The organism is Mesorhizobium sp. M1342, assembly GCF_040317955.1.
Lineage (GTDB): Bacteria > Pseudomonadota > Alphaproteobacteria > Rhizobiales > Rhizobiaceae > Mesorhizobium.
Genome location: NZ_JAMYLI010000036.1, coordinates 24,799 through 50,942, shown reverse-complemented (window position 1 = coordinate 50,942; position 26,144 = coordinate 24,799). Strand labels below are relative to the sequence as shown.

General features: G+C 64.5%; 21 protein-coding genes and 1 pseudogene. 7 read left to right on the top strand and 15 right to left on the bottom strand.

Annotated features, from left to right (window positions below; all coding sequences use genetic code 11):
- Nucleotides 1–8: 8 nt before the first annotated feature.
- Entirely contained in the window at nt 9–353 is a 345-nt protein-coding gene (locus tag NKH06_RS28150) for a cupin domain-containing protein (RefSeq protein ID WP_136618026.1), read from the top strand.
- Between the two features lie 20 nt (nt 354–373).
- Nucleotides 374–1,882: an aldehyde dehydrogenase family protein gene (locus NKH06_RS28145; RefSeq protein ID WP_352894738.1), complete on the top strand. Its 1,509-nt coding sequence runs from the start codon at nt 374–376 to the stop codon at nt 1,880–1,882.
- A gap of 119 nt (nt 1,883–2,001) precedes the next feature.
- Here NKH06_RS28145 and NKH06_RS28140 read toward each other — a convergent pair whose 3' ends face one another.
- The 6 genes from NKH06_RS28140 to NKH06_RS28115 form a co-directional block, all read right to left on the bottom strand.
- Nucleotides 2,002–2,766 (bottom strand): hypothetical protein, encoded by a 765-nt coding sequence (locus tag NKH06_RS28140; RefSeq protein ID WP_352894737.1) that lies wholly within the window; start codon nt 2,764–2,766, stop codon nt 2,002–2,004.
- A 301-nt stretch (nt 2,767–3,067) separates the two neighbouring features.
- On the bottom strand, nt 3,068–3,829 hold the full coding sequence (locus NKH06_RS28135) for an SDR family NAD(P)-dependent oxidoreductase (protein ID WP_352555545.1): 762 nt from the start codon (nt 3,827–3,829) through the stop codon (nt 3,068–3,070).
- Nucleotides 3,830–3,839: 10 nt separating this feature from the next.
- Nucleotides 3,840–4,652, bottom strand: a complete 813-nt coding sequence (locus NKH06_RS28130; protein WP_128304128.1) for an ABC transporter permease — start codon at nt 4,650–4,652, stop codon at nt 3,840–3,842.
- Nucleotides 4,652–5,515, bottom strand: coding sequence for an ABC transporter permease (locus NKH06_RS28125; RefSeq protein WP_352750666.1), 864 nt, complete (start codon nt 5,513–5,515; stop codon nt 4,652–4,654). The genes NKH06_RS28130 and NKH06_RS28125 overlap by 1 nt, the downstream gene beginning before the upstream one ends.
- Nucleotides 5,516–5,588: 73 nt before the next feature.
- Entirely contained in the window at nt 5,589–6,752 is a 1,164-nt protein-coding gene (locus NKH06_RS28120) for an ABC transporter substrate-binding protein (protein ID WP_127296590.1), read from the bottom strand.
- Nucleotides 6,733–7,869 (bottom strand): ABC transporter ATP-binding protein, encoded by a 1,137-nt coding sequence (locus tag NKH06_RS28115; protein ID WP_127296589.1) that lies wholly within the window; start codon nt 7,867–7,869, stop codon nt 6,733–6,735. The genes NKH06_RS28120 and NKH06_RS28115 overlap by 20 nt, the downstream gene beginning before the upstream one ends.
- A 114-nt stretch (nt 7,870–7,983) precedes the next feature.
- On the opposite strand from NKH06_RS28115, the gene NKH06_RS28110 reads away from it, so the two are divergent.
- Nucleotides 7,984–8,799, top strand: a complete 816-nt coding sequence (locus NKH06_RS28110; RefSeq protein ID WP_352555538.1) for a helix-turn-helix transcriptional regulator — start codon at nt 7,984–7,986, stop codon at nt 8,797–8,799.
- On the opposite strand, the gene NKH06_RS28105 is transcribed toward NKH06_RS28110, so the two are convergent.
- From NKH06_RS28105 to NKH06_RS28065, 9 genes are all read right to left on the bottom strand, one after another.
- Nucleotides 8,796–10,862 carry a 3-hydroxyacyl-CoA dehydrogenase NAD-binding domain-containing protein gene (locus tag NKH06_RS28105; RefSeq protein WP_352894736.1) on the bottom strand — a complete coding sequence of 689 codons (2,067 nt, stop codon included), beginning with the start codon at nt 10,860–10,862 and terminating at the stop codon, nt 8,796–8,798. The two genes, NKH06_RS28110 and NKH06_RS28105, sit on opposite strands and share 4 nt — an antisense overlap.
- 337 nt (nt 10,863–11,199) lie before the next feature.
- A complete protein-coding gene (locus tag NKH06_RS28100; RefSeq protein ID WP_352864664.1) occupies nt 11,200–12,147 on the bottom strand; it encodes an ABC transporter permease in 948 nt (315 codons plus the stop codon).
- A gap of 3 nt (nt 12,148–12,150) precedes the next feature.
- Nucleotides 12,151–13,131: an ABC transporter permease gene (locus tag NKH06_RS28095; protein WP_352864662.1), complete on the bottom strand. Its 981-nt coding sequence runs from the start codon at nt 13,129–13,131 to the stop codon at nt 12,151–12,153.
- A gap of 1 nt (nt 13,132) precedes the next feature.
- Nucleotides 13,133–14,602: a sugar ABC transporter ATP-binding protein gene (locus NKH06_RS28090; RefSeq protein WP_352864659.1), complete on the bottom strand. Its 1,470-nt coding sequence runs from the start codon at nt 14,600–14,602 to the stop codon at nt 13,133–13,135.
- Between the two features lie 49 nt (nt 14,603–14,651).
- Nucleotides 14,652–15,665, bottom strand: coding sequence for an ABC transporter substrate-binding protein (locus NKH06_RS28085; protein WP_352442103.1), 1,014 nt, complete (start codon nt 15,663–15,665; stop codon nt 14,652–14,654).
- 90 nt (nt 15,666–15,755) lie between these two features.
- Entirely contained in the window at nt 15,756–16,649 is an 894-nt protein-coding gene (locus NKH06_RS28080; RefSeq protein ID WP_352894734.1) for an SMP-30/gluconolactonase/LRE family protein, read from the bottom strand.
- 191 nt (nt 16,650–16,840) lie between these two features.
- The gene (locus NKH06_RS28075) at nt 16,841–17,809 is read right to left on the bottom strand and encodes a YihY/virulence factor BrkB family protein (protein ID WP_352750674.1); all 969 of its coding nucleotides are present in this window, start codon (nt 17,807–17,809) and stop codon (nt 16,841–16,843) included.
- A gap of 114 nt (nt 17,810–17,923) precedes the next feature.
- Nucleotides 17,924–18,646 carry a response regulator transcription factor gene (locus NKH06_RS28070; protein ID WP_127318792.1) on the bottom strand — a complete coding sequence of 241 codons (723 nt, stop codon included), beginning with the start codon at nt 18,644–18,646 and terminating at the stop codon, nt 17,924–17,926.
- Nucleotides 18,646–19,926, bottom strand: a complete 1,281-nt coding sequence (locus NKH06_RS28065; protein WP_352797720.1) for a sensor histidine kinase — start codon at nt 19,924–19,926, stop codon at nt 18,646–18,648. Before NKH06_RS28065 ends, NKH06_RS28070 begins: the two co-directional genes overlap by 1 nt.
- 401 nt (nt 19,927–20,327) lie before the next feature.
- Here NKH06_RS28065 and NKH06_RS28060 point away from each other — a divergent pair.
- The 4 genes and pseudogenes from NKH06_RS28060 to NKH06_RS28045 all read left to right on the top strand — a co-directional run bounded on the left by NKH06_RS28060 (nt 20,328) and on the right by NKH06_RS28045 (nt 25,939).
- Nucleotides 20,328–22,745 (top strand): annotated as a pseudogene (locus NKH06_RS28060) (glucan 1,4-alpha-glucosidase).
- Between the two features lie 49 nt (nt 22,746–22,794).
- Nucleotides 22,795–23,808 carry a phosphogluconate dehydrogenase (NAD(+)-dependent, decarboxylating) gene (gnd, locus tag NKH06_RS28055; RefSeq protein WP_352894732.1) on the top strand — a complete coding sequence of 338 codons (1,014 nt, stop codon included), beginning with the start codon at nt 22,795–22,797 and terminating at the stop codon, nt 23,806–23,808.
- A gap of 22 nt (nt 23,809–23,830) precedes the next feature.
- Nucleotides 23,831–25,207 carry a glucose-6-phosphate dehydrogenase gene (gene zwf / locus NKH06_RS28050; RefSeq protein WP_023811218.1) on the top strand — a complete coding sequence of 459 codons (1,377 nt, stop codon included), beginning with the start codon at nt 23,831–23,833 and terminating at the stop codon, nt 25,205–25,207.
- Between the two features lie 12 nt (nt 25,208–25,219).
- Nucleotides 25,220–25,939, top strand: a complete 720-nt coding sequence (locus NKH06_RS28045; protein WP_352894731.1) for an ROK family protein — start codon at nt 25,220–25,222, stop codon at nt 25,937–25,939.
- Nucleotides 25,940–26,144: the final 205 nt, after the last annotated feature.

Genomic DNA, 26,144 nt, shown 5'->3' with positions numbered 1-26,144 from the left:
AAATCGATATGACCACACCCATCATGAAATCCCCGCTCACTATTACCGACCTCGTCGACTGGGGTGTCATCCCGACCATGATCGAGGGCCAGTCCCACACATCGGGCAAGCTGCTGCACAAGGGGCCGGAGGGCCGCTCCGAATGCGGGCTTTGGGTCTGCACACCAGGCAAATGGCATTGCCATGTCACCCGCGACGAGTTCTGCCACTTCCTCGAAGGGCGCTGCACCTATGTGCATGAATCCGGCGAAGTCATCGAGATCGAACCGGACACGGCGGCCTTCTTCCCGCAGGACTGGAAGGGCGTCTGCACCGTCCATGAGACGATCAAGAAGGTCTACATGATCCGCTGAGCGGATCCGAGAGGATGTCCATGGATTTCTCCCCTGACCGGCCGACCTTCTTCGTCAATCCGGATTACCAGCCGATGGCCGGCGCGAGCAAACCGGTGATCGATCCGGCGACGCTGGAAACCGTCGGGGCGATCGCTGCGGCCACCGACGGCGAGATCGATGCCGCGCTCACGGCGGCGACCAGGGCGCAGGCCGCCTGGAAAAAGTTCGACGCCAAGAGCCGCGCCAAGCACCTGCATGCCGTCGCCAACGCCATCGAGGCGGCGGACTTCACCCGCTGCGCCGAACTGATGGTGCGCGAGATGGGCAAGCCCTACCCCGAAGCGATCGGCGAGATCGCCAACTGCGCGCCGATCTTCCGCTACTACGCCGAGATGGCGCGCGACGATGCCGGCAAGATCGCGGGCACGACACAGGCCGGTTCGTTCCAGTATGCGCGCTACGAGCCCTATGGCGTATCCGTCCACATCATGCCCTACAACTTCCCGATCCTGCTGATGTGCTGGACGGTCGCCGCCTCGCTCGCCGCCGGCAATGCCTGCATCATCAAGCCGGCCGAGGCGACGACGCTGTCGACGCTGGACTACATGACCGTGTTCCGCTCGCTGCCGGAGGGGCTGGTCTCCTGCCTGCCCGGCGGCGCTGCCACGGCACAGGCGCTGATCGCCTCCGACCGCACCCATGCGGTTGCCTTCACCGGCTCGGTCGCGGCCGGCAAGGCGGTGGCGGTGGCCTGCGCCGAGCGTATGAAACCGTGCGTCATCGAGGCCGGCGGCAGCGATCCGCTGATCGTCAGCCAATACGCGCCACTGGAGATCGCGGCGGCCGGCAGCGTCACCGCCGCCTTCCACCTTACCGGCCAGGTCTGCACCTCGGCCGAGCGCTTCTTCGTCGTCGATGCCGTGCATGATCGCTTCGTCGAGCTGTTCGCCGAAAGGACGCGGGCGCTGCGCATCGGCAACGGCATGGACAAGACCGAGATCGGACCGCTGGTCAGCGAAAGCGCGCGGACCAAAGTCATGCGTCTTGTCGACGATGCCATCGCCCACGGCGCCGAGGCGGTCACCGGCGGACGCATCCCTCCGGCACACAACACCGGCTGGTTCTACGAGCCGACGATCCTGACCGGCGTCACCCCGGACATGGCAATCGTGCGCGAGGAATGCTTTGGACCGGTCGCCGCCATCTGCCGGGTCAGGGATTTCGACGAGGCGATCCGGCTTGCCAATGACAGCCCGTTCGGGCTCGGCGCCTCTGTCTTCACCACCGATCTGGCCGAAGCCCACGAGGCGGCTGAACGGCTCGAAGCCGGAATGGTCTGGGTCAACAACCCGCTGATCGACAATGATGCCTTGCCCTTCGGCGGCTGGAAGGCCTCGGGCCTCGGCCGCGAGCTCGGACGCCAGGGGCTCGACGCCTTCCGCCGCTCCAAAATGGTGATCATCGACCACAAGCCGACAATCCAGGAATGGTGGTATCCCTATCCCGACAGCTGGTTCCGCGAGACCGGCGGCCGAAAGCACGTCTGAGTGTTTCGAACCTCGCCAGCTCCGGATAGCCAGTCCATGGCCGGGAAAAAGCAATGCCGCCGGGCGGGGCCCGGCGGCATCTTTCATCGATTGGCTACTGCCGTTTCGACGGCAAGTCGTTACGGCGTCGTTTCTGCTTCCATCGCGGCGGCCGTCTGGTCGATCTTGTCGGCAAGGACGCCCTGAGCCCAGGACGTGACCGCAGCGTCGACCGGCTTGTTGGCCATGTCCGTCAGCGCCGCGTCGAGCGATGCATCATCGGTGCCGACCTCTGCCGCGGCAGCCGCCTCATTGGCGGCGGTGACCTCTGCCTCCTGGGCAGTGATTTCGGCCTCCAGATCCGTTATCTTCCCAGGCAAGGCCGCCTGATCTTCGGGCGTCATGGCCGCAATCTGCTCGGGCGTCAGCGATGTCAGCGCGCTCAACTGCGAATTCAGCGCATCCAGCTTCTCCTGGGCCGCTTCAGCGGCGGCCTGAGCGACCTTGGCTTTGGCGGACTGCGTCACGAAGGCCTGGATGGCAGCGAACTTCTTGCTCTTCGAGTTCATATAGGCGTTGATGTTGCGCTGAAGCGAGTTCAGCCGGCCGAGCTTGGCGTGGATGTTCTTCTCCTTGGGAACCGACGAGACCTTTGTGGTCTTGTCGACCGTGGTGTCGTCCGTTTTGGCCTTTGCCACCTGCCCCCGAGCCGACGAAGACTTGCCGTGCGAAGCGCCGCTCTTGCCATTGCTATTGCCGCCGTTACCGCCGGCATTGCCCCCGCCGTTGCCGTTGCCACCGCCATTGCCGCCGCCGTGGCCATTGCCGCCGGCTCCGGCGAGCGCCGGAGATGCCAGAAGCGCCAATGCGGCAAGCGCCGCGAACAGAGTTTTTCGGTTTGTCATGGTAATCTCCTCGGGGAAACGCCGCCCTTCGCCACCGCTAGGCGACCGTCGTATGAGGAATTACTAATTGTACAGAGTAAACTTTAGACAAATGTTGTCTCAATACGCGATCTGACAACCCGCCGGCACCATAACTAGTTGATATTAAACACAAATCAACGCTCTTGATCGGCCATGGCACTGAAGTCCCATGCCGGCCGGACCATAGTCCTATCTGCCGACCAGCGGCACCAGGAAGGTCGTAGAGCAGTGTATTGGAAAGGCGCTGAAATAAAGGAGGTTGATGACGAAAGCATAGGTCTCAGCCGATGCTTTCGCCGCCATCGATCACCAGCGCCTGACCGGTCATGAAGGATGAGCGGTCGGAGACGAGGAACAGGATCGCTTCGGCGATCTCATCGGCGCTGGCCCAGCGCCCCATCGGAATCTTGGTGCGGACATAGGTTTCGATCGCCTCGCGTCCGCCCATCTGGGCGATGAACGGTTCGTTGAACGGCGTGTCGACCCAGCCCGGACAGAGCGCGTTGACGCGGACATTGTGCCGGGCATAGTCGAGCGACATCTGCCGCGTCATTGCCACCACCGCATGTTTGGAGGTGGCGTAGGCAATCATCTCGCGGTCGTAGAACACACCCGAATTGGAGGCGGTGTTCAGGATGACGCCGTTGCCTCGTGCGATCATCGACGGCATGACCATCCTGGCCGCCAGGAACTGCGCCCGCACATTGACCCGCCATGACGCGTCCATGCCGCCGACCTCGACCTCGGTCAGCGTTCCGCCGACTTGGATGCCGGCGTGATTGTGCAGGATGTCGATGCGACCATGCCTGTCCAGCGTGCCGGCAATGAGTTGCTCGACCGCTGCGTCATCAGCGACATCGGTGGCGATTGCCTCGGCTTGGCCACCCACTGCCCTTATGTCCAAAGCCGTTGCTTCGCCGGCGGCCTCATCCCTGTCGGCGATGACGACCACCGCGCCTTCCCTGCCCATGATCATGGCGCCGGCGCGCCCGATGCCGGAGCCGGCGCCTGTCACCACGGCGATGCGGTCTTTGAGGATCATGATGCGACTTTCAGTTCGACGGCTTGCGCCGGCGCAATTGCCATTGGGCAAGCACCACGAGCAGCACGGAGGCGACGAGCACGATCGTCGCGATGGCATTGATCTCCGGCGTCACGCCGCGCCGGATCGACGCGAAGACATAGATCGGCAGCGTCGTCTGCGCGCCGGCGACGAAGAAGGCGATGATGAAATCGTCGAAGGAAAAGGTGAAGGCGAGCAGGAAGCCGGCAACGATGGCCGGCATGATCTGCGGCAGCACGATCGAGCGGAACGTCGTCAACGGCGTGGCGTAGAGATCGCTCGACGCCTCGACCAGATTGCGGTCGAGGCTGCCTAGCCGCGTGCCGACGATCATCGTCACCAGCGCCATGGAGAACAGGCCGTGCGCTGCGATGATCGAGCCGTAGCCGAGCGCCAGGCGCGGCGGCTGGTCGTCGGGCCAGATCGAGGCGAGGAACGGATTGACGACCGTGAACAGCTGGACGAGCGCGACCAGTGTCGAAATGCCGATGACGACGCCCGGAACGACGATCGCGGCGCCCAGAAGCGCATCGAAGACCGCGCGTGTTCTGATGCCGACACGCGCCAGGCCGAGTGCCGCCGCAGTGCCGCAGAACGCCGCCAGCAAGGCGCTGGTGGTGGCGATGAACAGGCTGTTCTTCAGCGCTTCGACCAGGAACGGGTTCGCCAGCGCCTTGCCGTACCATTGCACCGAAAAGCCGGTGAACTCGCTGGCATGGTGGCCGGCGTTGAAGGAGAACAGCACGACCAGGGCGATCGGCAGATAGAGGAAGGCGAAGACGGCAATGACGAAGGTGCGCATCAGATCAGATCCACCCGGCGGGCGCCCGAAACCCGGGTCGAAATGCGATTGGCGGCAATCAGCACCACCACCGAAACCAGCACCAGCGTGATCGCGATGGCCGAACCGAACGGCCAGTTGCGCGATTGCAGGAACAGGTCGACCAGCGCATTGCCGATAAAGAACACCTTGCCGCCGCCAAGCAGCGTCGGGATCAGATATTCGCCCAGCAGCAGGATCATGACCAGCGAGAAGCCGGTCATCACGCCCGGCAACGACAGTTTCAGGGTCACGCCGAGGAAGGTCGAGAGCGGCGTCGCGCCGAGATCGGCGGAGGCTTCCAGCAGCCTGCGGTCGAGCCGCTCGAGGCTGACATAGATCGGCAGGATCATCAGCGGCAAGTAGCCATAGACGATGCCGAGCAGCACCGCGCCCGGCGTGTTGATCAGCCTGATATCCTCGAAACCGATATAGGACAGCAGAGCCGGGATGCCGCGCCCGCCCAGGATATACATCCAGGCATAGGTCCGCATCAGGAGGCTGGTCCAGAACGGGATGACGACCAGCGCCAGCAGGATCAGCCGCCAGCGCTGCGGTGCGCGCAAGGCGAGATAATAGGCAACGGGATAAGCGACGAGCAGACAGGCGAGCGCCCCTATCGGCGCCAGCACCATCGTGTTCCAGAAGGCGGTCGCCCGCGCTGGAAGATTGGCATATTGCGCGAAGGTAAAAGCCGCCTGATAGCCGCCTTCCGGCGCCCGCTCCCCGACGCTGAACACGGCGATGGCGATGAATGGCAGCACCAGAAACACCACCAGCCACGCGGTCGCCGGACCGAGCAGCATGGCGGTCAGAAAATTCCTGCGAAGACGGCTGCCGTGCATGGAGAGATTTGCCCCGTGCCGGCGGGTATGAACCCGCCGGTCAACTTATCCGAAAAGAATTCGAGGCCGTCGCTCAGGCCGACTTGAAGCGCGCCATCAATTCGGCGCGGCCGGGATCCGTCAGCGTTGCCGCCGCGCCGAATTCCAGCGGCGTCAACAGGTCGGCCGCCGGATAGAGGATCGGATTGTCGAGCACTTCCTTGGGCAGCAGCTTGTTGACCCGCGCATCGGTGGACGGCGCACCATTGGCCAGGTGCTCCTTCACCGCCACCTGCGGATTCATCAGATAGTTGAGCAGGGCGTAGCCGGCCGGCTTGTTCGGCGCATCCTTCGGAATGGCGTAGAAATCGGTCCAGATCTCGCCGCCTTCCTTGCCCAGCACATAGGCGATCTCCGGAATGTCGCGATGCAGCTGCGCGCCATCGTTCGTCCAGCACATCGTCATCCAGGCGTCGCCGGCGCGCATGCCCGGCTGGTAGTCGGAGGAGACCGCGAACAGATGCGGCTTGACCTTCAGCAGCAGTTCCTCCGCCTTGGCCAGTTCGTCCTGCTTGAGCGAGTTGAACGAGTAGCCGTAATATTTCAGCGCATTGCCGATCGTGGTCAGCTGGTAGTCATGCACCATGGTGCGGCTGTCGCCTTCCGCCATGGCAGTGTCCCAGAACTCCTTCCAGCTGGTCATCGGCTTGGTCAGCTTCTTGGTGTTGACGGCAAAGCCGGTGGTGCCCCAGTTCTTCGGCACCGCATAGGTCACCCCTTCGATCGTGCCTTCCCCGGTAAACCGCGGATCCTCCTGCGAGCCATCGAAATTCGGCAGTTTCGCCATCTCCAGCGGCTCGATGATGCCGAGTTTCTTGTAAGTCGAGATCGTGTAGTTGGTCGGTACGAACAGGCTCCAGCCCGAGGCGCCGGCCTGCAATTTGGCCAGCATCTCCTCATTGGAGCCGAAGACATTGACCTCGACGGCGACGCCGGTGTCCTTCTTGAAGTTCTCGAAGGTCGCCGGGTCATGATAGTTCGGCCAGGTGGCGATCGACATGCGGTCGCCAAGGCTTTCCGCGGCAAAGGCCGGTGTCGGCATGATGCCGATCTCGCGCGCCATCACCGCAGTCGCAATGCCAAGGCCGGTGAGGCCGAGGAAGTCGCGGCGGCCGATCGAGCCGCGCTTGAGGCGCATCAACTGGTCGACGAATTTCTCGGAGCTTATCGGCAGTCCGTCACGATATGATTTCGACATGTTTATCTACCCTCTGGTTGGCCCCGTTGTTCTTGGTCTCCGCAAACGCCAGCGGCGTTCCGGAGGCAAAGCCGATGGCGACGGGTTCACCCGGCTTGAAGAGATTGCCGTGGCCGATCAGGTGATCGGCCTTGGCCAGCAGCGTTCCGATGCCCTGGACCTCGATCGCGTATTCCGCCGTCGAGCCCAGGAAGATCCGGTTGCGGACGACGCCTTTGAATGGGCCGCCTGTCTGAGCGCCGAGACTGAGCGATTCAGGACGCAGGCTGACCGACACGGCCTCGCCCTGCTGCAAGGCGGTTCGTTTGCGCGCTGCAATGACGGTGCCATTCGCGAGCGCCACCTCCACCAGATCGCCCGAATGTCCGGCGACGGTACCGCTCAAGAGATTGGTCTTGCCGACGAAATCGGCGACGAACAAATCGGCCGGTTCGTCATAGATCTCGCTTGGCTGTCCGAGCTGGACGATGCGGCCGCCATTCATGACGCAGACGAAATCGCTCATCGACAGCGCTTCCTCCTGGTCGTGGGTGACCAGCACGAAGGTGATACCGATCTCGCGCTGCAGGTTCTGCAGCTCGATCTGCATATCGGTGCGGAGCTTCTTGTCTAGCGCCGCCAGTGGCTCGTCGAGCAACAGCACGGCCGGCTTGTTGACCAGCGCACGGGCCAGCGCGACACGCTGCTGCTGGCCACCGGACAGTTCATGGATCTTGCGGCGGCCATAGCCGGCGAGCCGCACCATTTCGAGCGCTTCGCCCGCCCTTGAAGCGATCTCGCGCGACGACAGCCTTGGCCGCGCCTGACGCAGCCCGTAGGCGACGTTGTCCTCGACATCGAGATGCGGAAACAGCGCGTATTGCTGGAACACCATGTTGACCGGCCGCCTGTAGGGCGGCGTGCCGGCCATGTCCTGGCCGCGAATGAACACCTGGCCTTCGCTCGGCTGTTCGAAACCGCCAATCATGCGCAGGCAGGTCGTCTTGCCGCAGCCGGATGGTCCAAGCAAGGCGACAAAGGCGGAGGGCGGGACAGCGAGATCGATGCCGCTGACCGCGGTCACCGCGCCATAGCGCTTGGTGACGCCGCGAAACTCGATGTCGGGCACTGCGGTCAAGGCTGATGGCTCCAGCAACAGGGCAATATCGGGACGCTACCAGAGCCAATGGCGGCTAGTATATACCTCTGAGGTGGTATATCTGATCTATTTTCTCGTTTAAGGGGGTATAGATTGTCCCGCAGCGACGAATACAGCCAGCTCGCCACACTCGTCGCGGCGACGCGGGAGACCAGCGGCGACCTGTTCGGCAATGCGCTGGTCGATTGGCTGCGGCTCCATGTCAGCTTCGACCACTGCGTGGTGTTCGGCTATCGCGGCGCGGCGCGCCCGCCGCTGCTGTTCGAAACCTTCTCGCCGGCCGAAAGCCACGTCTTCGTCGCGCTCTATCAGGAGGGGCCGTATCTGCTCGACCCGTTCCACCACGCTGCGGTCGAGCGCAAGGAAGGGTTCTGGCGCATGCGCGAACTGGCGCCGGACCGTTTCTATGCCAGCGAGTATTTCCGCTCCTACTACAGCCAGACCAGGCTGGCCGAGGAGGTCGGCTTCTTCGTGCCGTTGCCGGGCAAGGATGCGCTGGTGCTGTCGCTGATGCGGCTGCGCGCCTCGGGCCCGTTCGGCACCGCCGATGCCAGGTTGCTGCGCGACATGGCGCCGGCGGTGATCAGCTTCGCCAGGCTGCGCTGGCCTATCCTTCCGACCGACGAACCGGCAGAGGCGCAGCAGGACGAGACGACCGCTCCAGTCAACGAGTTCGACCGCGCCCATATCTGGCAAAGCCTGTCGCTGACGCCACGCGAAAAGCATGTCGTTGACCTGGTGCTGCAAGGGCATTCGACGGAATCGATCGCCAGGGCCATGCGCATCGTGCCGGGCACCGTGAAGGTCCATCGGCGCAACATCTATCGCAAGCTCAAGATCAAGTCGCAGGCCGGCCTGTTCGCACGTTTCGTCGAGATCATCGACGCGCGGATCCGGCAGGCTCCCTAACCGCCGGCTTCCCACGATCCGGTCTCGGCCATCCGCTTCAGCAACGGCGCTGGCTTGAACACATCCTTGCCCGTCCGCTGATGCCAGTATTCGAGCCGCTCGATGATCCTGGCCGGGCCTTCAAGGCCAGCCCAGAACAGCGGTCCGCCCTTGCCCACGGGAAAGCCGTAGCCATTGACCCAGACGACATCGATGTCGGACGCACGGGCCGCTATGCCTTCCTCCAGGATCTTGGCGCCCTCGTTGATCAGGGGGTAAAGCGTGCGCTCGATGATTTCTTCCGCACTGATCGCACGCGGCGCGATGCCCCTCTCGGCGGCCTTGTCGCGGATCAGCACCTCGACCTCCGGATCCGGGGCCGGGGTACGCGAACCGTTCTCGTAGAGATAGAACCCCCAGCCGGTCTTCTGGCCGAAACGCCCTTGTTCGCACAGCGTATCGGCGATGACGGCCGTCTGACCGCGCGCCTTGCGGTTGCGCCAGCCGATGTCGAGGCCGGCGAGATCACCCATCTGGAACGGACCCATCGGCCAGCCGAAATCGGTGAATGCCTGGTCGATCTGGCTGGGTGTCGCGCCTTCCAGCAGCAGCGCCTCGGATTCGGCGCCACGCGCGGCCAGCATTCGATTGCCGACGAAGCCGTGGCAGACGCCGACGACGACCGCCACCTTGCCGATCCGCCGCGCCAGATCGACGACGGTGGCCAGCGCATCGGGCGCGGTCACCTCGGCACGCACGATCTCCAAGAGCTTCATGACATTGGCCGGCGAGAAGAAATGCAGACCGAGCACATCCTGCGGCCGCGAGGTCGAGGCGGCGATTTCGTTGATGTCGAGATAGGAGGTGTTGGTGGCGAGGATCGCGCCCGGTTTGGCCACGGCATCGAGCTTGCCGAACACCTCCTTCTTGACCGCCATGTCTTCGAACACCGCCTCGACGATCAGGTCGCAATCGGCGAGATCGGCATAGTCGGTGGAGCCCTTGAACAGGGCGAGGCGCTCGCGCTTGGCATCTGCCGTCAGCGAGCCGCGCGTGACGGACACCGAGTAGTTCTTGTCGATGGTCGCCAGCCCGCGCTGCAGCGCCTCATGGCTGGTTTCCAGCATGGTGACGGGGTAGCCGCCATTGGCGAAGGCCATGGCGATGCCGCCGCCCATCGTACCGGCGCCGATGACGCCGACGCGGGCGATCCTGCGCTTGACGATGTCTTTTCCGGGAAGCTTTGCCGCCTCACGTTCGGCGAAGAACACATGGCGCTGCGCCCGCGACTGGTCGCTGGCGACCAGCTTGACGAACAGCGCACGCTCCGCCGCCAGCGCCGCATCGAAGGGCAGCATGACGGCATTGCGCACCGACAGCGCACAGGCGATCGGCGCCTCGAGCCCGCGCGCTTTCCTGGCAAGATCCGCAGCCTCGGCGTCGAAAGCCGCGAGGTCGGTCTCCTTGAGCCCCTCATTGCGATCACGCACCGGCGTAAAGGGACCACCCTTGCGGGCTATTTCCCTGGCGAAGTTCACGGCATGCGTGGTCAGACCGCCTTCGAAGACGGCATCGACCAGACCGGCGGCATGCGCCTCGGTCGCACCGACCGGTGAACCGGAAACGACCATCTTCAAGGCCTTCAGCGCGCCGACCAGGCGCGGCAACCGCACCGTGCCGCCACCGCCCGGCAGCAGGCCGAGCTTGACCTCCGGCAGGCCGAGCTTGGCGCCGGCATCGGCGACGCGGAAATGGCAGCCGAGCGCCAGCTCCAGCCCGCCGCCGAGCGCGGTGCCGTGGATGGCGGCGACCGTCGGCTTGGCGATGGTCTCCAGCGTCGCCACGATGGCGCGCAGCTCGGGCTGCTGCATCGGCTTGCCGAATTCGGTGATGTCGGCGCCGGCGACAAAGGTCCGGCCGGCGCATGCAATGACGATGGCGGCAACCGAAGCATCATCCCGCAGCTCAACCAGCGCCTGCATCAGCGGTTCGCGGACATGAAAGCTCAGCGCGTTGACCGGCGGGTTGTCGATAGTGACGACGGCGACGTCGCCGTCGCGGCTGACCTTCACAAAATCGGACACGCAAACCTCCGGACAATGGTGAACGGCCTGCAGCCGCGCGATTGGATTTACAGCGCTATGACGTGGATGGAAACCAGAGGGAGGCCTGGCACAATGATTAGCGGCTCGAGGTGCCCGGCCGCCATCATCGCCGAAGTAGAGATCCTTCACACCCCCCTCTGCCCTGCCGGGCATCTCCCCCGCAAGGGGGGAGATTGGACGTCACGACGGCCTTCGTCAATTTTCAACGCTGGAGGGCGGGCGAAACGGCGAAGCTGCCGATCTCCCTCCTTGCGGGGGAGATGGCCGGCAGGCCAGAGGGGGGTGCTGTCCCGCCAGCGTCGGCGTCTTGTTCCCGCTACCGCGGCGCTTTCTGCCCGCCCGCCGCCGTGATCACCCCGACAATGATCAGCCCCGTGAGCAGCAATCGCACCCCGGCACTCACCCCAAACGTGTTGAGCATGGTCAAAAGCAGCACCAGGAACAGCGCCGCGCCCCAGACGCCGGGCACATTGGCCTTGCCGCCGGCGACCGACGTGCCGCCGATGACGACGACGGCGATCGAGGCCAGCAGATATTCATTGCCGATATCGACATTGGCGCCGCGGAAATAGCCGGCGAGCAACGCGCCGTCGATGCCGCCGAGCGCACCCGATAGCGTGTAGGTGAGGAAGCGGATGCGGCCGACATTGACGCCGGCGAGCCAGGCGGCGCGAATGTTCTGGCCGATCGCCAGCACCGAGCGGCCATAGATCATACGCTGCAGGGCGATGGCCGCCCCGATGGTGAACAGCACGGTGAGGATCGCCAGCACCGGAACGCCCAGTACCTGCCAGTTGGCGAAATCGGCGAAGCCCGGCGGCGGCTTGATCTGCAGCCCGCGGCCGTAGCTGATGTCGATCGACTGGATGATGAAGCTGGCCGACAAAGTGGCGATGATCGGCGGGATGCGCAGCGCCCAGATCAGCAGATAGTTGACGGCGCCGATCGCCGCCCCGCAGGCAAGCGCCGCCAGCAGCCCGACCGCGATCATGGAATCGTTGCCGTCCATCACCTTCATCGCGACGGCACTGGCAAGGCCGATATTGGCCGGCAGCGACAGGTCGACATTGCCCGGGCCCAGTGTGATGACGAACATCTGGCCGACGCCAACAATGACGGTGAACACCGCCAGCGACAGGGCCGCCGTCACCATGCCGCCGGCGCCATAGCCGCCGGTGAAGGCGATCGTCGCCAGCCAGACAAGCACGGCGCCAATGAACGACCAGATCCAGGGTTTGGTGAGCAGCGATTTCACCGAGGCCATCGCTCACCTCTCCCTGCGGCTGATCAGCACCCGCGCCGCCAGCACGATGATCAGGATGGCGCCGTTGGCGGCCACCTGCCAGTCGGGCGGGATGTGCATGAAGGTGAGCAGCGGCGAGGCAGCCAGCGCCAGCGTCAGCGCGCCGATCACAGCACCTATCGGCGATACGCGGCCGCCGACGAATTCGCCTCCGCCGAGGATGACGCCGGCGATCGCCAGCAGCGTATAGCCATTGCCGATATTGGCATCGGCCGAGGTGGTGATGCCGATCAGCGCCATGCCGGACAGCACGCCGAACAGGCCGGCGAGCGCAAACAGCACGATCTTGGTCTTGAGCAGCGACCAGCCGGCGCGCCCGAGTGCCGCCGGATTGCCGCCGGAGCCGCGCAGGATCACGCCATAGGAGGTGCGCATCAGGCCAAAATGGACGATGAGGCCGATCAGCAGCGCCGCGATGATCGGAAAGGGCACGAAAGGCGGCTTGAACGCCATCAGCCCGAGCAGCCAGTCCGGCGCCTTGCCGCCCGGTTTGGGCAAAACGAGAATCGCGAGCCCCTGCCAGACGAAGCTCATGCCGAGCGTCACCACGATGGACGGCAGATTGCGCAGATGGATCAGCGCGCCGAGCAGCGCATAGACGCCGATCGATCCAAGCAGGATGACGGCACCGATGAGCGGCGCGTCCTTCAGCCAGGTCGCCGTGACGCAGCCGACGAAGCCGACAAAGGTGCCTATCGACAGGTCGAGCTCGTTTCCGGCGATGACGAACATCTGCGCGATGGTCGCCAGCGCGATCGGGATCGCCAGGTTCAGCATCAGGCTGAAGCCGAAATAGCTGATGGCGCGCGGGTTGAGCCAGGCGATGGCGAGCAGCACCAGCGCCAGCGACAGCGCCGGCAGCAGCCCGCGCAGCAGGCGGGCACGGGCCAGCGCGCCACGTTCGGCGGATGTCCTGGCAGCGGTGTCGAGGCTGGCGGTCGTCATCTCAGGCCGCATCGCCGAAGGAAGACTGGATGATCTTCTCTTCCGTCAGTTCGTCGCGGCGCAGATTGGCGACGATGCGGCCGTTCTTGAAGACATAGATGTGGTCGCAATTGTCGAGCTCTTCGGTTTCCGTGGTGTACCAGAGGAAGGTGCGGCCTCGGGCGGCCTCTTCGCGCACGAGGTCGTAGACCTCCAGCTTGGTGCCGATGTCGACGCCGCGCATCGGGTCGTCCATCAGCACGATCTGCGCGTCCGAGCCGAGCGCACGCGCAAACAGCGCCTTCTGCTGGTTGCCGCCCGACAGTGAAAAGATGTTGTTGTTCATATCCGGCGTGCGGATGCCGATCTTCTTTTGCCAGAATGCAGCAAGCTCCGCCTCGCGCTGCGGCGAGATCAACAGCCCGCTGCGCAGCCGCGCCAGCGAGCGGATGCCGATATTCTCAGCAATCGACCATTGCGGGAAAATGCCGTCCGACTGGCGGTCGCCGGCGACCAGCGCCACCGGTGCCGTCACCTCGATGCCGGTTCGGGCCCGCGACGCCGCAGCGAAGATCGTCAGCAGCAGGTCAGTCTGGCCGTGGCCAGCCAGCCCGGCAAGGCCGATGATCTCCCCGGCACAGGCGACAAGGTCGGTGCCGTCCTTCTGCGCGGCGGGCCGCGCCCGAACCCGCAGCGGACTGGCGCCGGGCTTGGCGGCAGCGATTTGCGCCGCGATCTTCTGGCGCGCTTCCGCGCCGCCCATCGCCGTCACCAGCCGGTCGCGGTCGAAGGCACTGGCGGCGTCGGCGACAACCACCTTGCCGTCGCGCATCACCACGATGCGGTCGGCGTTGCGCAGCACCTCGCCCAGCACATGCGAGATCAGGATGCAGCTTTTGCCGCCGGCAACGAAACGGCGCACGAAGGCCAGCAATTGGCCCGCCGTATGCGCGTCGAGCGACGAGGTCGGCTCGTCGAGGATGACGAGGTCGAGACGATCCTGGGTGACGGTGAAGGCGCGCGCCACCTCCACCATCTGGCGTCGGCCGATCGACAGGTCGCCGACAATGTCGGACGCCGAGATGCTGTGGCCCGGAAATATCTCGTCGAGCTTGGCGGCGATCAGCTCGGCCGCCTTGCGCCGCCAGCCGAAGCCACGCAGCGAAGCGTGGTTGATGCGCGTGTTCTCGGCGACGCTGAGATTGGGGCACAGCGACAATTCCTGGAACACGCAGCGTATGCCGAGTTGCTGCGCCCGTGCCACCGAGTAATTGTCCTCGGTGTCGCCATGCACGCCGATCTGCCCGCTGTCGGGCACCAGCGTGCCCGCCACCATGTGCATCAGCGTCGATTTGCCGGCGCCATTATGGCCGACAAGACCGACGCACTCGCCGGGACCGACGTGAAAATCGACGCCGCCCAGTGCGCGAACGGCGCCGAAATGCTTTTCGGCGCCGTTCAGTCTGATGATGTCAGCGTTCCCTTCAGGCATGCTCAACGATATCCGCTCGGCGATACGGACGGCAACGCTGCCGTTATGCTCACTTGATGTTGGCTTTAATGGCCGCGATCGCGTCTTCCTGCGTGTATTCGTGGCTGGCGACGCCGCCCTTGGGGATCTTCGGCAGCTCGGCCTCGAAATCGTCCTGTGTGAAGGCCAGGTACGGCACCAGCAGATCGTGCGGAATGTCGGTGCGGCCGTCGAGCACCTGCTGCGCCACCCAGAAGGCGAGCGACGAGACGCCGGGCGCGATCGAGGCCGACCAGGTCTGGTAGCCGTCCTTGTCCTTCTGTTCCTTCCACCACTGCAGCTCGTCCTGGCGGTTGCCCATGATGATGGTCGGACGCGGCTTGCCGGCGGCGGCGAAGGCCTGGGCCGCACCGTAACCGTCACCGCCCTGGTCGACGACGCCGACGATGTCGGGCAGCGACGGCAGGATGGTCGCCACCGCCTTTTGCGCCGTCGTCTGGTCCCAGTCGCCGGTCACCGAACCGACGATCTTGAACTCGGGATGGGCGGCGACGCCTTCGAGGATGCCGGCATGGATGGCATCGTCGATCGAGGTCCCGGCAAGCCCACGGATTTCCAGAAGATTGCCGCCCTTGGGCTGGAATTTGGCCATCTGCTCGACTTCCTGCTTGCCCATGTCCTTGAAGTCGACGACGACGCGGTAGGCGCAAGGCTCGGTCACCGTGCCGTCGAAGGAGACGACGACGATGCCGGCATCGCAAGCCTGTTTGATGGCGCCGTTGAGCGCATCCGGCGAGGCGGCGTTGATGACGATCGCGTCATAGCCCTGCAGGATCAGGTTCTGCACCTGTGCTGCCTGCGTCGGCACCTCCTTGTCGGCGGTGGTGAAGATGTCGGCCGCGCCGACGATCTTGTCGGCGACCGCCTTCTTGGTGACGATGCCATAGCTGTCGAGCATCGCCTGCCGCCAGGAATTGCCGGCATAATTGTTGGAAAAAGCGATCTTCTTGCCACTGGTGTCGGCCAGCGCCGTGCCCGAGGCGAGCATTGCGGCCAGAGCGCCCAGAACGAACAGTTTCTTCATGTCGTTATCCTCCCAGATGTGTTGACTGCTGCATTCCCACCGGCTTTGACCCCGGCCTCAACTCTGATTTGAGCACGGATTGTCGCGAGCTCAAAACAGTCTCAATCCCGGCACGCGCACCCTGAGCCGGTACAGCGACGTCGACGCGGTAATGTAGAGGCTTTGCAAATCGTCGTCACCGAAGGTGAAATTCGCGCAATCTTCAGGCGCCCGGATGACGCCAAGAATGGCGCCCGACGCGTCGAAAATGTGGATGCCGCCCGGGCCGGTGCAGTAGAGATTGCCGCGGCTGTCGATCTTCATGCCGTCGGGCGCTCCCGGCCCCTCGCCCTCGGTTACTGCCCACACCGCGCCGCCATTGAGGTCGCCATTGGCTTCCACGCCGAACACCCTGATGTGCCCGCGTTCGGTGTCGTTGATGAACAGCCGCGACTCGTCCAGCGAAAAGCACAGCCCGTTCGGCTGCCCGAAATCGTCGGCCAGCAATGTCAGCCGGGCGCCGTCGCCATCGATGCGGTAGACGCCCTGGAACGGCAGGTCCTGCGGGCGTGGCACGCCATAGAATTCCTTCCGGCCATAGCCCGGATCGGTGAAGTAGATAGATCCGCCGGTGGCGACGACGATGTCGTTCGGGCTGTTGAGCTGCTTGCCCTGATGGTGCGTGGCAAGCACCGTCGCGCTGCCGTTGGGCTCGGCGCGGATCACCCGGCTCGTCGCATGCTCGCAGGTGACCAGCCGCCCCTGGCGGTCCAGCGTGTTGCCATTGGCCTTGTGGCTCGGCGCGCGGAACAGCTCGATCTCGCCCTCGGCATTGCGGCGATACATCCGGCTTTCCGGAATGTCGGAGAAGACCAGCCATTTTTCGTAGGGGTGCCAGACCGGCCCTTCGAGGAAGCCGAAGCCGCTCGCCAGCGTCTCAATGGTCGCATCGCCGACGACATCGTCGAAGCCGGAATGGCGCGCACGCGCCGACACCGACATCATCGGCTCCCGGCGCGAACAGCCGTGCTACTCCGCATGGTGACGAATGGCATGAGCGCTTCCCGATACAGTCTTCTTGTTGGAGCAGAGCGTAGGCGCGGTCCCGACGAGCCGATACGGGTCAAAGCGCAGGGCTGACTGTGCGTTTGCACAGTCGGCCCTGCCTATCGAGCATAGAATAGGGCGACGCCAGATCAGGGCCGGCGAACACGCCGCAAAAGCGCGGTCAGGGTTGCGCTCGCGCAAGCTACGGCCACAAGCACGACCACGCCGGCAGCGTTGGATTTTTGCCCTGCGCGAAATGGGTCTTGCTGCGTGGGTTGAGGGCTGTGAACCAAGGTGTTCAGATCGGACCGGCTGCCGTGCCGAACGGAATAGGCCCGCGTGAACTCGGCACCGAGGAGGAAAATTTCCGACGAGTAGTAAACCCAGAGCAATATGACGAGCAGGCCGCCGGCGGCGCCATACGAGGACGCAATCGCGCTGGTGCCGATGTACCAGCCGATAAGCGATTTTCCCAATGTGAACAGGGCCGCGGTCCCGACAGCGCCAATTGCCACATCGCGCCATTCCAGGGTTCGATCCGGCAAAACTTTGTAAATGGCGGCAAACATCACGGAGATAAGCGCAAACGAAACGACGCCATTGATCCCGCTGAGTATGATCGTTCCGAACGGCAGATAGGCGTTGATGAAAGCGCCCAGTGCCGAAATCGCGGCGCTTGCGATGAGAGAGACCAGCAACAGGAACCCGAGTGCGGCCACCAACCCCAGACTGGCGGCCCGCGCCCGCACCAGACGCGACAGGGAGTTGCCTTGCGGTTCGATCTTCCAGATTGTGTTCAACGACTGCTGCATTTCGCCGAAGACACCAGACGCGGCCACCAGCAAGGTGACCAGCCCTATGATCGCGGCCCAGGTGCCGTACAGACTGTCGGATGCACTTTCCAGCGCAGTCTTCAGGAGATCGGCGCTTTCCGGTCCCATCAGCCCTGATATCTGCGCGGACAAGGCCAATTGTGCGGCATCGTGGCCGAAGACGAGACCAGCAATCGCAACCACGATCAGCAAGATCGGCGCCAGCGAGGTGGTGGCATAGAAAGCCATCGCCGCACCATGACTAAGCGCATTATCGTTGATGAAGCCGACTATGCTTTCACGCACCAGGTGCCATGAATCTGTGATTGAGGGTCGCACTTCGGGTCCGCAGGCATCGAGTTGGCGTTCACTAGCAATGCGCCGGACCTTCCGAAGTTCCGGGGCGTGGCCGCCGCTGTTTCAGTGCTCCGCCAGCCAGGCATCGAGCCGGTCCTGTTCGCGGCGCAGTGCGTCGATGTTGATCAGGCCACGCGCCATGGCGAGATAGATCGCCCGCGTCCGCGAGTTGAACACGGAAGCATCGCCGGCGCCGTCCTCCGCCGGCACGATGCCGAGCTTGTCGTAGCAGTGCTTGATGCGGCTCTGCGCACCACGGATCGACAGGCCGCGCCGCGCCGCGATCGCCCGGTCGGTCAGGCCGAGCGCGATGTCGATAAGGCTCTCATATTCGCCGTCGGTGATGCCCTCGAACTTGTCCTGCACGCGGTGCTGGATGCCGCGGATCTCGCGGTCGATGATGCAGTGGCCTTCGCGGAAAACCCCGCGCAGGGCGGACCGCATGCCCTCCTCCGTCGCCGATTTGAGCACATAGCCGTAGACCGAGCCGGGCGGCACGATGCGCGCCACGCCGCGCACATAGGCTTCGTCGGCGAAATTCGACCAGAACAGGATGTGCGTGCCGGCGCGGCGGTTCCAGATCGCCTTGGCAACTTCGATTCCCGTCGCCTTCGGCATCTGCAAATCGAGCACGACATGCAGTGGCTCGCGTTCGGCCGCCAGGTTGATGGCGTCCTCGCCGTCACTCGCTTCGATGACCTCGACGTCGCCGGGCCACAACTGCTCCACCGTTCGCCGCGCGAAGCTACGGTGCAGCCCGTCATTCTCGGCTATCATCACAAGCATCACATGGCCTCCGATACGGCGAGCTCGCCAGGAACCGCTGCAGCCGCCGCCAGGTCTCGCGACGGCTGGCGGTCGATCTCGACGACGACACGGGTGCCGCCGTTCTTGCGGCCGGCCTGGCCGATACGCAGCCGCGCCCCGATAAGGGCTGCCCGCGTGTGCATATGGCCGATGCCGCCATACGCGGCCGGATCAACAGCGCCGCAGCCCTGGCCGTCATCCGTCACGATCACCCGCAGCACGCTCGCGGTCGACGCCAGCAGCACGTCGATGCGGTGCGGCGCGGCATGGCGCACGGCATTGTTGATCGCTTCCTGCACGATCCGGTAGAGCGCGGTCCGCACTGGCTCGGACAGGCTGTCGGCGCCACCGTCGCTGGTGTCGGCGATGCGCACGGCGATCGGCGGCTTGGCCCTGGCGACGCTGCGGTTGAGATGCGCCTCGACCGCGTCGCGCAGGCCGAACAGTTCGAGCACACTCGGCCGCATGTCGTCGACGATGTGGCGCAGTTCCGTCAGGCAGCCGGCGACCTCCTTTTCGAGATCGGCAAGCTGTGCTGCCCGCGCCACGCCCTGGCCGCGAAGCGCCGAAAGCTGGCGCGCGATGCGGGCGAGATCGGCAAGCGTCTGGTCGTGCAGATCCATGGCCATGCGCCGCCGTTCGCGCTCCATGCCTTCGGTCAATTGCGAGGCGCCGACGCGCAGCAGTTCGACACGGTTGCGCGCCTCGCTCTCGGCCAGCATGGCGCGGCGCGCCTCCTCGGTCTGGATCAGCGCGAAGATGTAGGGCGCGATCAGGTCCGCGCATTGCTGGGCGACCGCGACATCGGCAAGCGTGTAGCAGTCGACCTCGTGCCGGCTGATGTTGAGCGCGCCAATGATGCCGCCGCGCGCCCTGAGCGGCACGACGATGCGGCTGCGCAGCCTGGCGGCGAAGATCGGGCCGTCGATAGCGGTGGCGAAATGGAACCGCTCGTCGCTCAACGCGTCGTCGGCGAGCAGATAGGGGACTTCGCCCCACAGCACCGAGCGGATCGGGCTGACTTCGGTCGGCAGCGGATGCTGGGCAAGCTCGCTCCAGCTGGTGTGGAAGCCGGCTTCGTAACAGGCGTGCCGGCGGCCGTCATGCGACAGCACCGCCAGATCCATGTGATCGTGCGGAATGAGCGAGCCGATCTCGATGGCTGTCGCGCGGAACGCCGTGCCGGGATCGATATGGCCGCCAAGCGCCCGCGATATCGCCAGCAGCCGGTCGATCAGGACCAGGGACACTTCCGCCATTGTTTTCACGATCCTCCCGTGCCGCGAAATAGTGGACGCATGCCGCCGCCGCTGTCAACGACGACCCGTTGGCCATAGGGCCCCGCACTCAGCTTGACAAAGAGCTGACGACAGCTCGGCGGTGTCGGCAGCCTTGTGGCGGTAATAGGAATTTTTTCTTGACTCGGTGCCCTCAGCTATGGTACATTTTTGTCCATGGTGCTGATTTGCGCCTATGACCCGCCGCACAGGCGGGTTTTTCGTTTGATGCTCCGTCAGTCAATGCGCGGGCGAAGGCTCCGAAGAAACCCGTCAGCCCGAATTCGTTGCCCTGCCGTTGGCCCGCCCGATCAACTTGCGGTGCAATGATTGTAAAGGGTTCGCGTCCTGGTCTAGGGAGGAGGCCAGGAGACCGAAACAGAATGCCAGTGACGCAAAACGTTGCTCCGGGCGCCCCGGGAATCCCGGCGCGCTGGACATCAAGCGCCAAGAGTGGCGTCGGAACGTCGCTTTCGCCGGCCGGCCGGATCTGGTTCACGATCAGCCACGGCATCCTCAACGAAGTCTACTATCCGCGCGTCGACAGCGCCTGCACCCGCGACCTCGGCTTGATCGTCACCGGCCCCGGCGGCTATTTTTCGGAAGAGAAACGCGATGCCGTGCATACGATCGAACCGTTCGAGGACGGCGTGCCCGCCTACCGGCTGGTCAATACGACGAGCGACGGCGCCTGGCGGATCGAGAAGCGCATCCTCGCCGACCCGGCGCGCCCGGCGCTGCTGCAGGAAATCACCTTCACGGCGCTGAAAGGGGTGCCCGGTGACTACCGCGTCTACGCGCTTCTGGCGCCGCATCTGGTCAATGCCGGCATGGGCAACACCGCATGGTTCGGCGAGCACGAGGGAAAGCCCGTGCTGTTCGCCTCGGGACGCGGCTCTTGCCTGGCTCTGGCCTCGTCGCTGCCCTGGCGAACCGGTTCGGCCGGCTATGTCGGCTTTTCCGACGGTTGGCAGCAACTCCACAACACCGGAGAACTCGATCGGGCTTGCCAGCGGGCCGAGGACGGCAATGTCGCGCTGACGGGCGAGATCGGCTTTTCCGCCACCGAGACCAAGGCCTTGCTGGCGCTGGGGTTTGGAGCGACGCCGGACGAGGCGGCGGAACATGCTTTCGCCAGCCTGAAGCAGGGTTCTGAACCCGCGGCGAAATCCTACCTCCAGAACTGGCGCAATTGGCAAAAGGGCTTGCTGCCGCTGGACCGGCACGCGGTGCCCGGGATCAACTTCTATCGCATCTCGACGGCGGTACTGGCGACGCACCGGTCGATCGCCACACCGGGCGCCGCGGTCGCCAGCCTGTCGATCCCGTGGGGCTTCAACAAGGGTGACGACGACCTCGGCGGCTACCATCTGGTCTGGCCGCGCGATCTGGTCGAGACGGCGGGCGGCTTTCTTGCTGCCGGCGATGCTGCCTCGGCTCTGCAAATCCTCGATTACCTCAGCTCCATCCAGCAGCCGGACGGCCATTGGCCGCAGAACGCCTGGCTCGACGGATCGGCCTATTGGCCCGGCATCCAGATGGACGAATGCGCCTTTCCGCTGCTGCTGGCCGATGCTTTGCGCCGCGCCGGCCATTTGCCGCGCGCCAGGCTCATGACCTTCCTGCCGATGATCGAGCGCGCCGCCGGCTATGTCGTGCGCAACGGACCCGTCACCGCCGAGGACCGCTGGGAAGAGGATGCCGGCTACAGCCCGTTCACGCTGGCGGTCGAAATCGCCGCAATGCTTGCCGCGGCAGACCTGCTCGACGCCTGCGGCAAGACAGACGCCGCGACCTATCTGCGCGAGACATCAGACGTCTGGAACGATCAGGTCGAGCGCTGGACATACGTCACCGGCACGGCGACCTGCAGTCAAGTCGGCGTCGACGGTTACTATGTCCGCATCGCGTCGCCCGATAGCGCCGAGGCCGGTTCGCCGAAGGACGGCTATGTCCCGATCAAGAACCGGCCGCCCGGCGACACGGATCGGCCCGCCAAGGAGATCGTCAGCCCGGATGCGCTGGCACTTGTCCGCTTCGGTCTGCGGGCAGCCGACGATCCGCGCATGGCAGACACGGTCAAGGTCATCGACGCGCAATTGCGCTGCGATCTGCCGCAAGGGCCGCTCTGGTATCGCTACAATGGTGACGGCTAGGGCGAGCACGAAGACGGCGCACCCTTCGATGGCACCGGCCAGGGTCGCCCCTGGCCGCTGCTGGCCGGCGAACGCGCCCACTATGAGCTGGCGGCTGGACACGAGGAAAAGGCAGCCAGCCTGCTGGCAGCGCTGGAAGGCTCGGCCGGATCGGGCGGCCTGTTGCCGGAGCAGGTCTGGGACGGCGCCGATCTGCCGGAACGCGAACTGCTGCACGGCCGCCCCTCGGGCAGCGCCATGCCGCTGGTCTGGGCGCATTCGGAGCATATCAAGCTGCTGCGCTCGCTGCGCGACGGCGCGGTCTTCGACATGCCGCCGCAAGGCGTCAAGCGCTATATCGAGGACAAGACCGTATCGCCGTTCAGAACCTGGCGGTTCAACAACAAGATCCGCACCATGCCGGAGGGCAAGACGCTGCGTGTCGAAGTGTTGGACCCGGCTACAGTCCACTGGAGCACCGACAACTGGGCAACCGCCCATGACAGCCAGACGGTGGAGAACGCCTTCGGCATCCATCTTGCCGATCTGCCTGCGGCAAGCCTCTCCGAGGGAAGCACGCTGATCTTCACTTTTTTCTGGCCCGCAACCGGCGATTGGGAGAATGTCGACTTCTCCGTCATATCAGGCGAGCAGGGCAGCCAGTAGACCTTCCCTCGATAACCCCGCAAATCTCTTAGGAAACAGGGACGAAACCATGCAGATCGGAATGATGGGACTGGGCCGGATGGGCGCCAACATGGTCCGGCGCCTGATGCGCGACGGCCACGAATGCGTCGTCTACGACATCAACCCGGCCAGCGTCGCCGCCCTGGTGACCGACGGCGCGTCAGGGGCGGCCTCGATGGAAGAATTCGTCGGCAAGCTGGCCAAGCCGCGCTGTGTGTGGCTGATGCTGCCGGCGGCGATCACCGGCAGGATCATCGACCAGGTGGCGGCCCTGATGGAGCCCGGCGACATCGTCATCGACGGCGGCAATTCCTATTACCACGACGCCGTCGACCAGGCCGCGAAACTGGCCGGCAAGGGTATCCATCTTGTCGATGTCGGCACCAGTGGCGGCGTCTGGGGCCTGGAACGTGGCTACTGCCTGATGATCGGCGGCCCCGACGTGGCGGTGCAACACCTCGATTCGATCTTCGCCACGCTGGCGCCGGGCGCCGATGCCGGCTCCAATCCGCCTGCGGATGCCGGGACTGCACCCTTCGGCTATCTGCATTGCGGACCGAGCGGTGCCGGCCACTTCGTCAAGATGGTGCACAACGGCATCGAATATGGCGTCATGGCCGCCTATGCCGAAGGCATGAACATCCTGAAGTCGGCCAATGCCGGCAAGCGGCAACGGACGGCGGACGCCGAGACCAGTCCGCTGGAAAACCCGCAATATTATCAGTTCGACATCGACCTTCCGCAGGTGGCCGAGGTCTGGCGGCATGGCAGCGTTATCGGCTCCTGGCTGCTCGACCTGACGGCCGGCGCCTTGAAAAGCGATCCGGGCCTGGTGAATTTCGGCGGCCGCGTCTCGGATTCCGGCGAAGGCCGCTGGACGCTGAAGGCGGCTATCGACACCGGCGTGCCGGCTCCGGTGCTGTCCTCGGCGCTGTTCGACCGCTTCTCCTCGCAGGGCGAATCCGAATTCGCCGACAAGCTGCTCTCCGCCATGCGCTATGCCTTTGGCGGCCATGTCGAGAAGCCGAAGGCCGGCAAGTGACGACACGGGGAAAGACACGCGCATGAGCCAGGAACGATCCGACACGCTGGTGCTCTTCGGGGCAACCGGCGACCTCGCCCACAAGAAGATATTTCCAGCCCTTTACCAGATGGTCGCCAAGGGCACGCTCACCGAACCGGTGATCGGCGTCGCCTTCGATGCCTGGGACCTCAAGCAGTTGCAGGCGCGCGCCCGTGACGGCATCGTCAATGCGCTCGGCAAGATCGACGAGAAAGCGTTCGCCAAATTCGCCTCGCTGCTGCGCTACGTCAGCGGTGACTACCGCGATGGAGCGACGTTCGAGAAACTGAAGAGCGCGCTCGGCACCGCACAGCGGCCGCTGCACTACATGGCGGTGCCGCCGACCATGTTCGAGACCGTCGTCCAGGGGCTGGAGCAATCAGGCACCGCGCATGGCGCGCGACTGATGGTGGAAAAGCCGTTCGGCCACGACCTGCAATCGGCGCGCTGGCTGAACCGCGTCCTGCATCTGGTGTTCGACGAACAGTCGATCTTCCGTATCGACCATTATCTGGGCAAGGAAGCGATCCAGAACCTGCTCTATTTCCGCTTCGCCAATTCCTTCCTCGAGCCGATCTGGAACCGCAACTACGTCGAGAGCGTGCAGATCACCATGGCCGAGGATTTCGGCGTCGAGGGACGTGGCCGCTTCTATGACGATGTCGGCTGCATCAGGGATGTCATCGAGAACCATCTGCTCAACATCCTGCTTCTGCTTGCCATGGAGCCGCCTGTCGGCCGTTCCGCCGACGATCTGATCGATGAGAAGGTGCAGGTGCTGCGCGCGATCAGGACGCTGACAAAAGACGATGTCGTGCGTGGCCAGTTCACCGGCTACCTCGCTGAGCCCGGCGTGGCGCCGAACTCGCCGGTCGAGACCTTCGCGGCGGTGCGTTTCTTCGTCGACACCTGGCGTTGGCAGGACGTGCCGTTTTTCATCCGCGCCGGCAAGAACATGCCGGTGCATGTCACCGAAGTGGTGGTGCGGCTGAAGCGGCCGCCGCTCGATGTCTTCGACCCGATCAAGCCCGCCGACCAGAACTACGTCCGCTTCCGCATCGACCCGCAGGTGGTGATCGCCATCGGAGCCCAGCGCAAGGCGCCGGGCGACGACATGATCGGCGAGCAGGTCGAACTGACGGCGCTCGACGACAGCAAAAGCGACATGCCGCCCTACGAGCGGTTGATCGGTGATGCCATGAACGGCAACGGCCAGCTGTTCACCCGCCAGGACGCCAGCGAACTGGCCTGGCGCATCGTCGGCCCGGTGCTTGGCGACACCACGCCGCCGCACCTCTACGAGCCGCTCACATGGGGACCCGCGGACGTCATGGCCGGGTTCGGACCGCCCAATGGCTGGATCGATCCGGTGAAGTGAGAGGACCACACGATGGCCAAGAAAGTGAAGCAACCAGCATCGGGCACCGAGAAGCCGGACACTGAAAAAATCGTGCTCACGATCGACATCGGTGGCTCGCACGTCAAGATCCTCACCAGCGCCGGGGGCGAGGAGCGCCGCGCCGATTCGGGGCCGGGCCTGACGCCGCGGCAGATGATCGATACGGTCAACAAGCTCGCCGAAGGCCTGTCCTACGACGTCGTCTCGATGGGCTATCCCGGCCCGGTCAATCACAACAGGCCGCTCGCCGACCCCGCCAATCTCGGCACGGGCTGGGCTGGATTCGACTTTGCGGGCGCGTTCGGCAAACCGGTGAAAGTGGTCAATGACGCGCTGATGCAGGCCATCGGCAGCTACGAGGGCGGGCGCATGCTGTTCCTCGGGCTCGGCACCGGGCTCGGTGCGGCGATGATTGCCGACAACGTCGCCCAACCGATGGAACTCGCGCATCTGCCCTACAAGAAGGGCAAGAGTTTCGAGGATTATGTCGGCGAACGCGGCCTGGAAAAGCGCGGCAAGAAGAAATGGCGCAAATACGTCTTCGACGTCGTCGACCGGCTCCGTGCCGCCATGCAGCCGGACTATGTCGTGATTGGCGGCGGCAACGTCGACAAGCTCGATGAATTGCCCGCCGACTCCAGGCGCGGCGACAACACACGCGCCTTCGAAGGCGGGTTTCGTTTGTGGCGCGACAAGGCGCTGATAGTCTGATACTGTTATTGTTTAATATAGTTGTTCAAAATAACGTGTGATATGCCATCAAGTCGTTGCAATACGCAGATTTGCCGACTAGGAATTCCGCGCTACACCAACGCCATTCGTCCCGTGGACGCACGAAGGACGCCATAGCATTTTGATTTCGCGCATGATCCTTTCCGGAAGTCGAATCCGATTTTCAGGTCATTCGCTGTAGACG